Source organism: Allobosea sp., assembly GCF_036675845.1.
Lineage (GTDB): Bacteria > Pseudomonadota > Alphaproteobacteria > Rhizobiales > Beijerinckiaceae > Allobosea.
Map to the genome: position 1 here is coordinate 45,054 of NZ_JAKFED010000120.1, position 14,873 is coordinate 59,926.

Consider the following 14,873-nt stretch of genomic DNA (forward strand, 5'->3'; position numbering starts at 1 on the left):
GACTGGACGCGGTCCTTCGCGGCGAGCAGGCTCCCGGCACGGTTGCCGGGAGAAGGGCTGAGAGATGATGCGGAGAACCGGCCGACATGGCCGCCCGGACTGCGACGCAGGCGCTCTCGGCCCGAGGCGCCGCTTCGCGACAGGCGGCGGTGCAAACCAGGGCGACTGGCCTGCGCCAGGCTGACCCGGCAAGGAACGATTGCGTGCAAACGTCAAGGCGTCTCGAACTTCAATGGCTGAGGGCCTTCGCCGCGAGCGAGGTCGTGTTGTGCCACTCCGATCTGCTGACCAAGCATTTCTCGAACCTGGCCATCGCCCGCTCCTGGTACCAGCCGTATTCGGCCCTCGGCGTCGAACTCTTCTTCATTGTCTCCGGTTATGTCATCGGCATGCGGGTGGGGGCCGCGGACAAGGGGGGCGCCTTCTTTGCGGCGAGAGTGATGCGGCTCGTGCCGATGTACTGGTTCTTCACCAGCATCGCGGTCATTACCTTCCTGCTGAATCCGGCCTGGCACCTCCATGGTTTCAGCCTCGACCCCGTCAGCATGGCGAAATCCTATCTGATCCTGCCGCAGCAGGGATTTCCGATCCTCGGCGTCGGCTGGACGCTCGAGCACGAGCTGCTGTTCTATCTCGGCGTGGCATTGATGCTGGCGACGGTCGGGGCGGGCAGCGCTGCGCGGCTCGGCCTGGGTTGGCTGATGACGGGGCTCGGGGCCATCGCGCTGGCGCTCGGCTCGCCGCCGGGCCCGTTTCCCGGCGCCAGCAGCAATCTGGGCGTTGCCGTTCTGACCCATGTCGTCAGCCCGTTCATGCTGGCTTTCGCCATAGGCTGGCTGGCGCGCGAGCTCGAAGGGCGAAAGCCCCTCGCGATCGCCCTGCAGCTTCTGCCTCTGGCGCTGCTCCTGCTCTGGGCTGTCTGGATGGCGCCGCCGGGCAAGCTGATGCCGGCCTGGCGCATCGGCGTCGCCGGCCTCGTCTTCGCGGGCTTCATCCTCTGCCGGCATGCGCTGCAAACGGACAACCGGCTCGGCCGCACCATGGTGATGCTCGGCGAAGCCTCCTTCAGCATCTACCTGTCGCACTGGTTCGTCCTCTCGGCGGCCGGCAAGCTGCTCGGTCAGGCCGGATTGCCGGACAGCTTCGACATTCCCGTGCGCATCGCCGGGGTAGCCATGTCGCTCGCCATCGGCGTGGCGCTCTATGTCACGCTCGAAAAGCCGGTCGATCGCTGGTTGCGGCCGGGCGGGCGCCTGCGCAGCCTGAGGCTCCTGCCTGGACCGGCCGGCTCGCCTGTCCCCGTTCGGAAAAAGCCCGGCTAGAGCAGGATGCGAAAAAGTGGAAACCGGTTTTTCGCGATCATCCTGCTCCAACTCCTTGATGAGAGACGGATTCAGCTTTCAGACGGAAGCGCTTCGCGTTTCCGTCTGAAAGCATCCGGCTCTGAGCAGAGGCTTCAGCGCGGGGGGCTCGCGACTCCGGTCAGGCTGCCCCCGCCCTCCTGGCCCCGCGCGCGAAAGCCGGCGAAGTCCGTTTCCAGCGTGCCCCAGACGAAGCGAGGCGCCGGGGAGCCGGGGGGGACACGGTAGACATTCCGATCGAACAGGTTTCCGCCGCGCTCGATGATCGCAAAATTCGCCGCCGCTTGGTCGGAAACCGAAACGCCGCCGGCGGCGCCGCGGCCCAGGAAGGTGATGTCGTTGTCGGTGACGCGGTTGCCGCGCGTCTTGTAGAAGCCGCCGCCGACCTTCCAGCGGTTCTGGTCGATCAGCATGATGGCGCGGCCGGGATCGCGCACGACCAGGACATTGTCGTGCACTGCAGCCTCCTCCGAGGCGGCGATCAGGATCTCGGCGCCCCAGTACCAGGATTTGCCGGCCTGGTTGTTCTGCCACAGCCGGTTGCCACGAATGACGGCCTTCGAGGACAGTTCGAAGAAGATTCCGGCAGCGCTGTTATAGGCGACGCGGTTACCCTCGAACGTCACGTTCTCGCAGCGCTCGTCGCACCACAGGCCCGGGCCGTCATTATGGTGCACGTCGTTGTCGCGAAAGGTGACGTTGCGGCTCTCGGTGATCTTGATCCCGCCGGCATCCCATTCCGGGTCGAAGCCGTAGCGGTTGTTCGCCCAGATCGCATTGCCTTCGAACAGGATGTCGGAACCGTCGGCCGTCGCGCCGATCTGGCCGTTATGGTGGATCTTGCTGCGCAGCACGGCGCCGCGCGGACCGACCGAGACGCCGGCGCCGCTGTTCAGCCTGAACTCGGAATCCTCGATCCGCCAGCCTGGGCCGTCGCCGCGAATGGCGCCTTCCTGCGCCGGATTGGCGTATTTCTCGATGGTCAGGCCGCGGATCGCGACGTTCCGGGCGGTTCCGAACAGGGCGTAGCGCGCCGCCGTGATCTCGACCAGCCGCCCTTCCGGCGCGTCAGCCAGCAGGAACTGGCGGCGCTGCCTGTCGTGGAAGAAGCTGCCGGGCCGAAGCTGTGAGCGATCCGCCACCTGCCGCAGGGGCTCGCCGTCGAGGAAGACGATTTCGGGCCAGCCGCAGGCCTCATAGCCTGGCAAGCACATGCCCCGCTCCGGTCCGGGATCGCGCGGGGCGGCGCTCGCCCAGACGCCGCCGGAATAAGTGAAGTCGGTGAGGATGGCCGCGCCGCTCAGCACCGCGCCCGGCTCACCGGAGAACCGCTGCCCGTCTTTCGGTTGCGCCGATTGCATCCGGTGCAGGCCCGAGACGATGCAGAAGCCGGCTCCAGGCGGCGCAGCTTCCACGGCACGCGACAGCGAGGCGCCCGGGGCGATACGGATGGCAAGCAGCGGGCAGGCAGACGCCGCCTGCGGCCGATCCTGTCCGGATGGCGCGGCGGCGAGCAGCAGCGTGGCCGCTGCCGCGGCCTTCAGGACTGCGGTTGCCATGATAGCGGCCGGCTGCGGGCGAAATCCTGCAACATCGCGCAAGCGATCCCCAGGCCGATGATGCACCAGAACCAGATTCCGAGCATCGGCCCCTCGAGCGCCACGTCGAAGGAGGCGTTGATCAGCATCGAGAGCCCGTAACAGCCGATCCACAGGAACAGCCTGGCCCCCGTCGCGTCACCCTGGCGCCGGGCCTCGATCCCGCCGCGCAGCAGCATGGCGAACCAGCTCGCCAGCAGCAGCAGCCAGAGCGCCAGTCCCGGCACACCGGCCCGCGCCAGGATGCCGAGATGGGCATTGTGCGGCGCGCGTACGAGATTCCCGCTGTTTTCTTCGCCGACCACGTAACCGTCATCCTCGGCGAGGTTCACGCCAAACCCCTTGCCGGTCCAGAAATACGGGCCGCGCAGCGTGTAGTCCTGGATGGATTGCCACCAGCGCAGGCGCCAGGTCTTGGTGCCGTCGAGATTGGAGGACTCGCTGTGCCCGAGCAGGCTCTCGACATTGTCCACCAGTTGCGCGGGACCGATCACGCGACCGCCTGAAAGCTCGACCTGCAGTCCGAGCGCCATGACGATGGCGAGCACCGCCGCACCACCGGTCGCGATCGGCAGCAGCTTGCGCAACTGGCCGCCCAGCACGGCGGCGGCCAGGACCGGAATCAGGAAGGCCAGCATCGCGCCGCGGCTGATGGCGATCATCAGGAAGCCGACGGCCACGCCCAGGGTCCAGTACCAGGGAACACGGCGCAGCCCGAGCAGGACGAAGACCGCGGCGCCGCAAAGGTGCACGGATGCTTCGCCCATGCGGACATAGACGACCGGCAGGCCGGAGAAGGGCCAGGCCAGCAGATGCGACAGGTGGCTGGTGGAATAGGCCAGCCCCGCTCCGGCGAGGCCATAGAAGAGCGCGAACCGGCTGTAGATGCCGAGCAGCCGGCCGAGCCGCGTGGGCTTCTGCAGCAGCAGGGCGATGACGATGAAGGCGAAGGCACCGTAAAGGGCGATCACGCTGTCGCGCAGCGCGTCGAAGCCCCAGGTCCCGATCCCCTGCAGCGTCCGCAGCGCGACCCAGCCCATGAACGCCAGCAGCATGAGGCTCGGCAGCGTCATCAGCATGGCGAGCCAGCAGCGCGAGGCCATCAGGGCGAGCATGCCCAGCAGAAGCGCGACCTCGCCGATGAACAGCGGTGGGGAGCCGACATAGGCGAAGCCCTTACCGAAGGTGGCGTACCCCGCCAGCACCAAGCAAAGAAACCAGAGATAGAGATCGCCCGCATCGACCCGCTCGCGGGGCGCCGCTTTAAAGTTCGCAGGCATCTCGATCGAGAGGTGTAGCGGCATCTTCGTCGCCTCTCATGCGGTCGTTGGACAGCCGTGACCGCGCGACTTTCGCAGGCAGCCGCAGAACCATAGAAGCCGCGCCCCCTCTCGCCGTCGAGCGAGCGGCGGAGGTACCCCGGTCGGCATGGGCGGCTTTCCCAAGGCCCGCTCAGTTCAGCCTGCGCAGCAAGTCGCCGGCATGACGGCGCAATCCCAGGGGAAGCCGCAGATAGCATTCGCGCAGCACCGGCCTGATCCGCGCAAGATAGGAGACTGCAAGATAGCCGCGGGTGGATGCCGGGACGAGATAATCGCTGATCGCGATCTCCGCGTTTGACCATTCCAGCTTGTGCCGATGGGCTGGCGCCAGGAAGTCGAAGACGTCGATCGACAGCTCCGGGCAGTGCTCCAGCAGATGCCAGAGCAGGAGCCGGCCGGGGGCATGCTTCGAGAAGCGCAGATCATGGCTCTGGACCAGAGACCAGTAGCGGCGCTGGCTCAGGGCACCGATCTCGACCGCCACGATCTCGTCGCCGGCGCGCAGATAGGCCGCCAGAAGGCAGCGCTCTTTCGCGAGCCGCTGCAGGCAGCCATGGTTCGCCCCATGCGCGTAGCCGGTGCTGACTGATGCATTCTGTTGCTGCCAGGCACGCGTCAGCGAGAAGGCGTGGTCGAGCAGCAGGCATTGCTCTTCCGGCCGCCGCACCAGCTCGAAGGTCACCGGTCCGTGCTCGCCCAGCTGGTGCTGGAGGCGGCGCAGGGTCTGGTGTGTGCGGCTCGTGCGCTGCCCGTCGGCGCCGCTCGCGTCGAGGCTGCGGAAATCGAGCAGCGGCGCGCTCGCTTTCGTGCCTTGTACCCGGTGCGGCGCCAGCCGGGCGGCGAGGACGGTGCCGTCCCGAATGCGGCGCAGTTCGATCGCGTCGATGTCGTGCCAGGAGCGGATCTCCGCCCACGCCATTTCGAGCAGGGCTTTGCGGTTCTCGCGCCGGTCGATGAGCACATCGCCATATTGCGTCGCCGGTTCGCCGACATTGTGCAGGACACGAAAGACGGACAGCCGCCTGACGGTCAGTGGCCACAGCAGCACCAGCTTCTGGCCGCGCCAGATGGTGGCGATGCGCGGCGTCTCGACCACGCCGCAGGCTTCCGCGGCGTCGATCCAGGCGCGGCACCACTCGGCGCTCTGGAAGAAGGTCGCGTCCGGACTGCGCCGCTCGAGATCGCGCCAGGGCTCGATCAGGGCGATATCCCAGGCGACTTCCTCGAAGCGCAGCATGGCATCCGGCCACTCGATCGAGGACAGGAAGTGGATTGAAGGCACGGGCTCGTTCATTCTGTTTTCCCCGAGCAAAGGCACCTCATCGCTCGGCTCGCGCCGGCCCGCGCTGCGACAGGAGGCGGCCCGCCTGCTGGGACTGCGCGCGCAAATGCAGCAGCACGCGGCGCAGTGCGCCCTTGGCCATCCGGCCGAGGAAGCGCCAATAGCCCCTGGCGCGCCCGAGCGGCCCGTCCGCGAGGGAGCGCGCCTTCAGGGCGAAGGCCGCCCGGCACGAACTCAGATCGACCGCGCGTTTGTGCGGGTCGGCATAGAAGCAGGCGAGCTTGCTCGCGCTCATGCCCGGCGTCGAAAGCCAACGCGGCACACGCACCGAGCGGAGCCGCTCGACATCACTGGCCCGGGCGAGCCCTCCTCCTGCGGTGACGATGTCCGCCGACCGGGTCCTTGCAGACTCGTTCACGCGGTTCGGCGGCGCCTGGCGTCGTCGAAGCCGCTGCGCAGTCGGTGATAGAGCTGCCGGGCGGCCTCCTTGTCGCCTCGAAGCCGCAGCGATGACGGCCGGCTCCAGGAAGGCATTGGCCGCAAGGGCGCGGCCCACCAGGTCGCGCCACTCCCGTTCGAGCGTGGCGAGCCGCTCCGGCGTGGTGATCTCCACGGAGATTTCGGCGGCGGCCAACTCCTCCATCGCGCGGCCGCCGGCGCGACCGCGCGGCTCGTGCAAAAGATCGACGGAGTCCTGCTGCACTGGCGCTCCCCCCGAAGGCGTAGCGCCACTATACGGTTCTGTTTGCGGACTGCGCCGCCGGCAAACGGATTAATCCCTTATTGTCGCGATCGCGCCGGTCGGGTCGACAGGGGCGGCTTACACGGCGATCGGCCCGTTGCGATATGGTCGAGGGGTGCGGCCCCGAAAGCGGGAGCGGGACGGGCTGCGACCGCTCACGAAGCGCGCTGCGCCCGATGCGTATTACCGTGATCAGACGCGGCGGGCGCCTGATTACGCATGCTCCCGGCGCGATTCGGAAGGAGTGTTCGCGCTCTCGAGCAAACCGATCCTGATCCAGGGGAGGATTACGAAAAAGCGGAAATCGGCTTTCCGCGGTGATCCTGCTCTATAACGCCCTGATGAGGAGCGGATTCGGTTTTTAGTCAGGGTCGCAAGGTGATTCCAACTAAAAGAATTCGGCTATAGCGCAAATGTTTCGAGCGAAAGGAATTCGCGCCGGATCAATATCCAGAGCATGCTCTGGTCACAAAAGTGGTTCCCACTTCTGCGGAACATGCTCTAGGATCATCCGGCATGAGCGCGCCAAGGGGTGGATAACCTATGCCCGAGCATCGTCTTCGATCGGCTGGAGAGCCGCGTGGAAACCGGCTCCGCCGGATACTGACAGGCATCGGGCCGGCGGCGCTGTGCGCAGCCTTCCTCGCTGGCTGCGCTTCGACGAGGGTCGATCAGGCGGCCGCCGTAACCGCACCTGGCCCGGCCAGCACGACATTCCCGCGGGAGCGCCTGATCGGCAGCTGGGGCGTCGCTTCCTTTCACACGGAGAAGGACCGCAAGCGCACCGAGGCGGAAGCGCGGGCGCAGTGCCGCCAGCCCTATGTCATCGCCAAGGGGCCGAGCGACGGCGTGATGATGCATGCCGCCGACGATCCGAAACTCTATGAGCTGAGGCTGAAAGCCGGGGCCGGGGGCAAGACCTTCCTCGGTTTCGAGGCTCCGGCCGGCGATCCGCAGGATCGCGAGATCCTGTCCGCGACCGAAAACGTCGTCACGATGCGCTTCGTCGATCCGGACGCCCACAAGCGCTACGGCACTTTCATCTATGTCCGCTGCCGCCGCTGAGTTTTCGATGTTCCGTCCGTCCGGAGAGCAGGCCATGTTCGTGCCGATTGCGTCGCGTGCCGTCAGGCGAAGGTCAGGCTGGAAGGCTCTGCTGTGCCTCGCGGCGCCGCTTCTGGCCTGGGTCGCCATCAATCCGGCCCTTGCCCAGGGTGCCAAGAGCCCGCCGCCCGAGACGCTCGATATCGGAGACGAGCCGGGCCGGGTCTCGAGCGAGGAGGCGGTCGTCAGCGAAGGGCCCTATGCGCGGCAGGTCGTCTTCTTCCGGACCAATGAACCGCCGGGCACGCTGGTCGTGCATACCTCCGAGCGCTTCGTCTATCTCGTCCAGGGCAACAACCGAGCGCTGCGCTATGGCATCGGCGTCGGGCGCGAGGGCTTCCAGTGGTCGGGCCTGGTGCGCGTCAGCCGGAAATCGGAATGGCCCGACTGGCGCCCGCCGCCGGAAATGCTGGCGCGACAGCCCTATCTGCCGCGCTTCATGGCCGGCGGCCCGGGCAACCCGATGGGCGCGCGGGCCCTCTATCTCGGCTCCACGGTGTTTCGGGTCCACGGCACGAACCAGCCGGAGACCATCGGGCACGCCATTTCGTCGGGCTGCTTTCGCCTCGCCAATGGCGACATCATCGATCTCTATGACCGCGTGCCGCTCAACACCAAGGTCGTCATCCGTCACGGCGCCAGCCTCTAAGCCTGCCGCCTGTCCGCCTTCCCGATGCACCAGCACGGAGCCAGCCACCATGCCGTCCAGGTTCGCAACCTCGATCCCTCTCGCCGTCGGCTTCGCAGCGGCGCTGGCTTCCTGCATCGCCGGCGGCGCGCAGGCCGGCACATTGGAGACGGTGAAGCAGCGCGGCGCCCTGCAATGCGGCGTCAGCGAGGGATTGTTCGGCTTTTCGGAGCGAGACGGCCAGGGCAAGTGGTCGGGCTTCGACGTGGATTTCTGCCGGGCCGTCGCGGGGGCGATCTTCGACGATCAGAGCAAGGTCAGCTTCGTTCCGCTCTCCGCGGGCGAGCGCTTCAAGGCGCTGAAGGAGGGCCGCATCGACCTTCTCTCCCGCAACTCGACCTGGACGCTCGAACGCGAAGCCGGGCTCGGGCTCTCCTTTGCGGGCATCAGCTATCATGACGGCCAGGGCTTCATGGTGATGCGGTCGATGAATGTCAGTTCCGCGCTCGAGCTCGACAACGCGAAGGTCTGTGTCGAGGCCGGGACCACGACGCAGGCCAATCTCGCGGACTTCTTCCGCGCCAACGCCATGAAATATGAGGAGAAGGCGCACGCCAGAAGCTCCGACGCGCTTGCGGCCTTCCAGGCTGGCGAGTGCAACGTCCTGACCCGGGACCAGTCGGCGCTCTATGCCGAACGCCTCAAGCTTTCCAAGCCGTCCGACGCCGTCATCCTGCCCGACGTGATTTCCAAGGAGCCGCTCGGCCCGGTGACGCGGGCGGATGATTTCGCCTGGTTCAACATCGTGAAATGGGTCCATTTCGCGCTGGTGAACGGCGAGGAACTGGGCGTCTCGTCCGGCAATCTCGCGCAGGCCGAGGCCTCGACCAAGCCGGATGTCCGCCGCTTCGTCGGCGCCGAAGGCGGGTTCGGCAAGATGCTGGGCCTCGACGACCGCTGGGCGCTGCATGCGGTGCGTGCTGCCGGCAACTACTCCGAGATCTACGAACGCAATCTCGGAGTGGACTCGAAGCTCGGCATTCCGCGCGGCCTGAACCAGCTCTGGAATATGGGTGGCGTGCTTTACGCTCCGCCGCTGAGGTAGCGGGCGCAGCCGCGCAATCCAGGCCGGGCGACAAATCGGTTCTCTTTCGATGCGGCGGCGTGCTCCCTGCTGACCGCGGGGGGCGGCTATGCCGCGCCGGGCGCGGGTGCTGGCCCGGCCATGCAGCTTCCTGTCGACTGGCAGGCATGTTCGCGAAGCAGGGTGAGCGTATCGATCAGCCTGCCGGGAGGAATGAAGAGGTTTCCGCCGGCCTTCTGGCGTGTCCACTCCAGATCGCTGGCCTCGAAGATCGGCAGGAACCGCTTGTTGAAGGTAATCTTCTGCAGGCGGGGCGGCTGCGCCTCCAGCCCGAGAGAAAACACCCACGAAGCCGACTCATGCGTTCGTGAAAAGCTGATATGGGAGCTTTGCCGGCCCCTGGGGTGACCGGTCTGCCAGAGCTTCGACAAGCCGAAATGCAGCGCCGTTTGAACGACGGCCACGAGCTCTTCGGTCATTTTCCAGCGCAGAGCCAGATAGGATCGACCGTTCTGGCTGACGGTCAGCGCGCCACACTCCTCGGCGAGGAGAATGCCGCTTGGCTCATCGTGAAAACAACGCGACCGCAAGATTCCGGATCCCTTCTTACCCATGCCGCTTCGCGGCCGTGCCGCGCCTGCTCGGGCGACAACCGAACGAAGCTCGCCGGCCGATCGGCTTGACATTCGTCGTTTCTATTTATATCCATCCGGATGGTTATTTTCAATGAGGGCAGATGGGCCGCCACCGCACTATCGACCGCGCAGCCGTTCTCGACGCCGCCGAAAAGGTGGTGAGCCGGGACGGCGCGGCGCATTTGACGCTGGAGGCCGTCGCGGCCCAGGCCGGGATCAGCAAGGCCAGCGTGCTCTACGACTACAAGACCAAGCGCGCCCTGATCCGCGCGGTGATCGAGCGACGCGTCGCCGTCGAGACGGACTACATCCAGACCTTCGTCGACGCGCTGGCCGGCGAGCCGGACGCGCTGATCCGCGGCCGGCTCGCATCCGCCTCCCGGATTCGCTCCGACCAGGAGCGCGCCGTGGCGTTCAACCTGTGCGCAGCGCTGGCCCAGGATGCCACGCTGCGCGAGCCGATCCAGCAGATCAACCGCGAGCAGATCGCCGAGATCGCCAGCCAGTCCACCCATCCGCGCGGAGCCATGCTCGCCTTCCTGGCCGCCCAGGGACTGATGATGATGGAATGGTTCGAACTGCATTGCTGGTCCGCGGACGAGCGCGAGCGCCTCGTCGCCGAGATCGGCTGGCTGGTCGACCAGTCTCCGACCTTGCCGGCTCGCTAGCCGGCTGACCTGCCGCGGCAGGGCTGACCTCCGCCCTTATTCATCCGAACCGTCCCTACGGATCCTCCGCATGACCTTCCAGATCTCGCACCTTGGCCGCGGCCTCCTGCTCGGCGCGCTCCTGCTGACCGCCGCCTGCACCGAAGAAAAGGCGCCGGCGAAAGGCGCCGGGGCACCGCGGTCGATCGCCGTCGGCGTGGTCACGGCCGAGCCGCAGGCGCTGCCGGTGACCAACAACCTGCCGGGCCGGATCGCGCCGACGCGGATCGCCGAGGTGCGTCCGCGCGTCTCCGGCATCGTCGTCGAACGCGTGTTCCAGCAGGGCAGCAGGGTCGAGCAGGGCGATGTGCTCTATCGGATCGACCCGGCGCCGTTCCGGGTCCGAGTGGAGAGCGCCGCGGCAACGCTGAAGCGAGCAGAGGCGGCCCAGCTGCAGGCCCGCCAGCACGCCGATCGGATCATCGAGCTGCGCGAGCGCAATGTCGCCAGCGCCCAGCAATCTGAAAGCGCGACCGCCGGGCTGGCCCAGGCGGATGCCGATGTCGCGGTCGCCCGCGCCGGCCTGACCGCGGCCCAGCTCGACCTGCAATATTCCGAGGTCAAGGCGCCGATCAGCGGCCGCATCGGGCGCGCTTTGATCACCGAAGGGGCTCTGGTCGGCACCGGGGCGGCCGACATCCTGGCGACGATCCAGCAGCTCGATCCGGTCTATGCCGACTTCACCCAGTCGGCCGGAGATCTGCTGGCCCTGCGCCGGGCGCTGAAGCTCGGCGCGCTGAGCAGCGCCAATCCGGGCGCCGCCACCGTCCAGCTGCTGTTCGACGATGGCAGCGTCTACCGGCATCGCGGCCAGCTGCTGTTTTCCGAAGCCACGGTCGATGCGACGACCGGGCAGGTGACGCTGCGCGGCCAGTTCCCCAATCCGGAAGGCGACCTGCTGCCCGGCCTGTATGTCCGCGTCGTGATCGAGCAGGGCGTCCAGGCCGATGCGCTCGCGGTCCCGCAGCAGGCGGTCCAGCGCGACGGCGCCGGCCAGGCGCAGCTCTATATCCTGAAGCCGGACGGCACGCTCGAGCTTCGCTCCGTCAGGGCCGGGCGCACGCTCGACAGCCGCCAGGTGATCGATGACGGCCTGAAGGCCGGCGATCAGGTCGTGGTCGAAGGCTTCCAGAAGATCCGCCCCGGGGCCAGGTTCACCGGCACGCCCTGGAAGCCGGCTGCCGCCGAGCCCGCCCCCGCAACCGGCAGGCAGGGCTGAGCGCGATGCCGAGTTTCTTCATCGACCGCCCGATCTTCGCCTGGGTCGTCGCGATCTTCATCATGCTTGCCGGCGTCATCACCATCCCGATGCTGCCGATCGCGCAGTATCCGAACGTCGCGCCGCCGCAGATCACGATCAGCACGAACTATCCCGGCGCCTCGCCGGAGGACATCTACCAGAGCGTCACGCGCCCGGTCGAGGAAGAGCTCAACGGCGTCCCCGGCCTGCTCTATTTCGAGTCGACCTCGGAGGCGAACGGCCGGATCAACCTGACCGTCACCTTCGCGCCCGGCACCGATGTCGGCGAGGCCCAGGTCGAGGTGCAGAACCGGATCAGCCGGGTCGAGCCGCGCCTGCCGCAGACCGTGGTGCAGCAGGGCATGCGCGTCGAGCGCGCCGGCACCGGCTTCCTGATGCTGGTGACGCTGACCTCCGCCGACGGCAAGGTCGATGCGGTCGGCCTCGGCGACTATCTCAGCCGCAACGTGCTGGGCGAGGTCCGCCGCGTTCCCGGCGTCGGCAGCGCCCAGCTCTTCGCCACCCAGCGCTCGATGCGGATCTGGATGGATTCGGAGAAGATGCTCGGTCTCGGCCTGACCTCGGACGATGTCATCGCTTCCGTGCGGGCGCAGAACGCGCAGGTCGCGGCGGGCCGCATCGGCGCCCAGCCGAATCCGGTCAACCAGCAGCTCTCGGCGACCGTGCTGGTCAAGGGCCAGCTGACCTCGCCCGAGCAGTTCGGAGAGATCGTGCTGCGCGCCAATACCGACGGCTCCTCCGTCCGCCTGCGCGATGTTGCCCGGATCGAGATCGGCGGCGAATCCTACAATTTCTCGACCCGCCTGAACGGCCAGCCCAGCGCCGCCATCGGCGTCCAGCTCTCGCCGACCGGCAATGCGCTCGCGACCTCGCAGGCGGTGCGGGCCAAGATGGAGGAGCTCGCGCGCTTCTTCCCGGCGGGCCTGAAACACGACATCCCCTACGACACCTCGCCCTTCGTCGAGGTCTCGATCGAGAAGGTGCTCCATACGCTGATCGAGGCGATGGCGCTGGTCTTCGTGGTGATGTTCCTGTTCCTGCAGAACTTCCGCTACACGGTGATCCCGACGCTCGTCGTGCCGGTGGCGCTGCTCGGCACCTGCGCCGTGATGTTCGCGGCCGGCTTCTCGATCAACGTCCTGACCATGTTCGCGATGGTGCTGGCGATCGGCATCCTGGTCGACGACGCCATCGTGGTGGTCGAGAACGTCGAGCGCATCATGGCCGAGGAAGGCCTCTCCCCGCGCGAAGCGACGCGCAAGGCGATGACGCAGATCACCGGCGCGATCGTCGGCATCACCTTGGTGCTGACCGCCGTCTTCGTTCCGATGGCGTTCTTCCCCGGCGCGGTCGGCATCATCTACCAGCAGTTCAGCCTGACCATGGTCGTCTCGATCCTGTTCTCGGGCTTCCTGGCGCTGACGCTGACGCCGGCGCTCTGCGCCACCTTCCTGAAGCCGATCGCGAAAGGCCATCACGCGGAGAAGAAGGGCTTCTTCGGCTGGTTCAACCGCAATTTCGACAAGCTGTCGCGCGGCTATGGCGGCATCGTCGGCAAGATCACGCATCGACCCGGCCGCTATATGGTGGTCTATCTCGCGCTGCTCGTCGGCCTGGGCTGGAGCTTCATGCGCCTGCCCTCCGCCTTCCTGCCGAACGAGGACCAGGGCTTCCTGATCGTCGACGTGCAGGCGCCGCCCGAGGCCAGCGCCAACCGCACGCTCGACGTGCTCAAGCAGATCGAGAAGATCGCGCTCGCCGAACCGGCCGTCGACCGCATGGTCGGAATCTCGGGCTACAGCTTCGCCGGCGCCGGCGAGAACGCTGCGCTCGCCTTCATCACGCTGAAGGACTGGAGCGTGCGAGGGGCGACCGATTCCGCCGAAGCCATCTCTGCCCGGATGAACGGCAAGATGTCCCAGATCAAGGATGCGCAGACCTTCGCGCTGTCGCCACCGCCGATCCAGGGCCTGGGCAATTCCAGCGGCTTCACCTTCCGCCTGCAGGACCGGGCCGGCCTCGGCCAGGAGGCGCTCGCGGCGGCGCGCACGCAGCTGCTCAACGCGGCAGCACAGAGCCCGATGCTGGCCGGCCTGCGGGTCGAGGGCCTTTCCGACGCGGCCCAGGTCAACCTGATCATCGACCGCGAGAAGGCGAACACCTTCGGAGTGGCCTTCGCCGACATCAACGCGGCGATCTCGGCGAATCTCGGCTCGTCCTATGTCAACGACTTTCCCAATGCGGGCCGCATGCAGCGGGTCACGGTCCAGGCCGATGCGAGCCAGCGCATGCAGACCACGGACCTGCTGCGGCTGAATGTCCGCAACGCCCATGGCGGCATGGTGCCGTTCTCCGCCTTCGCCAGCATCGAATGGTCGAAAGGCCCCTCGCAGGTCGTCGGCTATAACGGCTATCCGGCGGTGCGTATCGCCGGCCAGGCTGCGCCGGGCTACTCCTCCGGCGCGGCCATCGCCGAGATGGAACGGCTGGCACGGGAGCTTCCCCCCGGCTTCGGCTATGAGTGGACCGGCCAGTCCCTGCAGGAGATCCAGTCCGGCTCGCAGGCGCCGCTGCTGATCGGGCTGAGCATCCTGCTGGTCTTCCTGCTGCTCTCGGCGCTCTATGAGAGCTGGTCGATCCCGCTCTCGGTGATGCTGGTGGTGCCGCTCGGCGTCATCGGCTCGGTGGCGGCCGTGACGCTGCGCGGCATGCCCAACGACGTCTATTTCCTCGTCGGGCTGATCGCGATCATCGGGCTTTCGGCCAAGAACGCCATCCTGATCATCGAATTCGCCAAGGACCTGCACGCCGAAGGCAAGCCGCTGCTGGAAGCGACCGTCGAGGCGGCGCATCTGCGCTTCAGGCCGATCCTGATGACCTCGCTCGCCTTCACGCTCGGCGTGGTGCCTTTGGCGATCGCGTCCGGCGCCAGCGCGGCGAGCCAGAACGCCATCGGCACCGGCGTGCTCGGCGGCATGATCTCGGCGACGGTGCTCGCGATCTTCTTCGTGCCGGCCTTCTTCGTCTTCATCATGAAGCTGTTCGCGCGCAAGGAACCCAAGCAACCGGAACCCAAGCAGCCGCAGGCGGCGCTGGTCGCCGACGACTGAAGTCATCGCTTCGCAGTCGACCGGTGCGGTACCTTCTCC

At 67.2% G+C, this 14,873-nt stretch carries 12 protein-coding genes; 7 read left to right on the forward strand and 5 right to left on the reverse strand.

What is annotated here, in order from left to right:
• Positions 1-203: 203 nt before the first annotated feature.
• On the forward strand, positions 204-1,322 hold the full coding sequence (locus V6M56_RS12705; RefSeq protein ID WP_332684196.1) for an acyltransferase family protein: 1,119 nt from the start codon (positions 204-206) through the stop codon (positions 1,320-1,322).
• 134 nt (positions 1,323-1,456) lie between these two features.
• Here the strand turns inward: V6M56_RS12705 and V6M56_RS12710 are convergent, their stop codons facing one another.
• From V6M56_RS12710 to V6M56_RS12725, 4 genes are all read right to left on the reverse strand, one after another.
• Entirely contained in the window at positions 1,457-2,920 is a 1,464-nt protein-coding gene (locus V6M56_RS12710) for a right-handed parallel beta-helix repeat-containing protein (RefSeq protein WP_332684197.1), read from the reverse strand.
• Positions 2,902-4,239 carry an O-antigen ligase family protein gene (locus V6M56_RS12715; RefSeq protein ID WP_332684199.1) on the reverse strand — a complete coding sequence of 446 codons (1,338 nt, stop codon included), beginning with the start codon at positions 4,237-4,239 and terminating at the stop codon, positions 2,902-2,904. Before V6M56_RS12715 ends, V6M56_RS12710 begins: the two co-directional genes overlap by 19 nt.
• Before the next feature lie 172 nt (positions 4,240-4,411).
• Entirely contained in the window at positions 4,412-5,575 is a 1,164-nt protein-coding gene (locus V6M56_RS12720) for a GNAT family N-acetyltransferase (protein ID WP_332684200.1), read from the reverse strand.
• A gap of 25 nt (positions 5,576-5,600) precedes the next feature.
• Entirely contained in the window at positions 5,601-6,266 is a 666-nt protein-coding gene (locus V6M56_RS12725) for a hypothetical protein (RefSeq protein WP_332684201.1), read from the reverse strand.
• A 582-nt stretch (positions 6,267-6,848) separates the two neighbouring features.
• Between V6M56_RS12725 and V6M56_RS12730 the strand changes: the two genes are divergently transcribed.
• From V6M56_RS12730 to V6M56_RS12740, 3 genes are read left to right on the forward strand one after another with little or no spacing between them, the layout of a single operon-like run.
• Entirely contained in the window at positions 6,849-7,370 is a 522-nt protein-coding gene (locus V6M56_RS12730) for a hypothetical protein (RefSeq protein WP_332684203.1), read from the forward strand.
• Between the two features lie 34 nt (positions 7,371-7,404).
• The gene (locus tag V6M56_RS12735) at positions 7,405-8,058 is read left to right on the forward strand and encodes a L,D-transpeptidase (RefSeq protein ID WP_332684204.1); all 654 of its coding nucleotides are present in this window, start codon (positions 7,405-7,407) and stop codon (positions 8,056-8,058) included.
• A 49-nt stretch (positions 8,059-8,107) separates the two neighbouring features.
• Positions 8,108-9,142, forward strand: a complete 1,035-nt coding sequence (locus tag V6M56_RS12740; protein ID WP_332684207.1) for an amino acid ABC transporter substrate-binding protein — start codon at positions 8,108-8,110, stop codon at positions 9,140-9,142.
• Between the two features lie 86 nt (positions 9,143-9,228).
• Here V6M56_RS12740 and V6M56_RS12745 read toward each other — a convergent pair whose 3' ends face one another.
• Positions 9,229-9,735 (reverse strand): hypothetical protein, encoded by a 507-nt coding sequence (locus V6M56_RS12745; protein WP_332684209.1) that lies wholly within the window; start codon positions 9,733-9,735, stop codon positions 9,229-9,231.
• Positions 9,736-9,857: 122 nt separating this feature from the next.
• Here V6M56_RS12745 and V6M56_RS12750 point away from each other — a divergent pair, with 122 nt between their 5' ends.
• The 3 genes from V6M56_RS12750 to V6M56_RS12760 all read left to right on the forward strand — a co-directional run bounded on the left by V6M56_RS12750 (position 9,858) and on the right by V6M56_RS12760 (position 14,834).
• On the forward strand, positions 9,858-10,424 hold the full coding sequence (locus V6M56_RS12750; protein ID WP_332684210.1) for a TetR/AcrR family transcriptional regulator: 567 nt from the start codon (positions 9,858-9,860) through the stop codon (positions 10,422-10,424).
• A 70-nt stretch (positions 10,425-10,494) separates the two neighbouring features.
• Complete coding sequence (locus tag V6M56_RS12755) at positions 10,495-11,682, forward strand: efflux RND transporter periplasmic adaptor subunit (RefSeq protein WP_332684211.1); 1,188 nt, start codon at positions 10,495-10,497, stop codon at positions 11,680-11,682.
• A gap of 5 nt (positions 11,683-11,687) precedes the next feature.
• Entirely contained in the window at positions 11,688-14,834 is a 3,147-nt protein-coding gene (locus V6M56_RS12760; protein ID WP_332684214.1) for an efflux RND transporter permease subunit, read from the forward strand.
• The last annotated feature ends 39 nt before the right edge of the window (positions 14,835-14,873 follow it).

Excerpts from the sequence above, each read along its gene's own strand:
- V6M56_RS12760 (WP_332684214.1), top strand. The coding sequence starts at position 11,688 with ATGCCGAGTTTCTTCATCGACCGCCCGATCTTCGCCTGGGTCGTCGCG.
- V6M56_RS12715 (WP_332684199.1), bottom strand. The coding sequence starts at position 4,239 with ATGCCTGCGAACTTTAAAGCGGCGCCCCGCGAGCGGGTCGATGCGGGC.
- V6M56_RS12735 (WP_332684204.1), top strand. The coding sequence starts at position 7,405 with ATGTTCGTGCCGATTGCGTCGCGTGCCGTCAGGCGAAGGTCAGGCTGG.
- V6M56_RS12750 (WP_332684210.1), top strand. The coding sequence starts at position 9,858 with ATGGGCCGCCACCGCACTATCGACCGCGCAGCCGTTCTCGACGCCGCC.
- V6M56_RS12740 (WP_332684207.1), top strand. The coding sequence starts at position 8,108 with ATGCCGTCCAGGTTCGCAACCTCGATCCCTCTCGCCGTCGGCTTCGCA.
- V6M56_RS12710 (WP_332684197.1), bottom strand. The coding sequence starts at position 2,920 with ATGGCAACCGCAGTCCTGAAGGCCGCGGCAGCGGCCACGCTGCTGCTC.
- V6M56_RS12720 (WP_332684200.1), bottom strand. The coding sequence starts at position 5,575 with ATGAACGAGCCCGTGCCTTCAATCCACTTCCTGTCCTCGATCGAGTGG.
- V6M56_RS12730 (WP_332684203.1), top strand. The coding sequence starts at position 6,849 with ATGCCCGAGCATCGTCTTCGATCGGCTGGAGAGCCGCGTGGAAACCGG.
- V6M56_RS12755 (WP_332684211.1), top strand. The coding sequence starts at position 10,495 with ATGACCTTCCAGATCTCGCACCTTGGCCGCGGCCTCCTGCTCGGCGCG.
- V6M56_RS12745 (WP_332684209.1), bottom strand. The coding sequence starts at position 9,735 with ATGGGTAAGAAGGGATCCGGAATCTTGCGGTCGCGTTGTTTTCACGAT.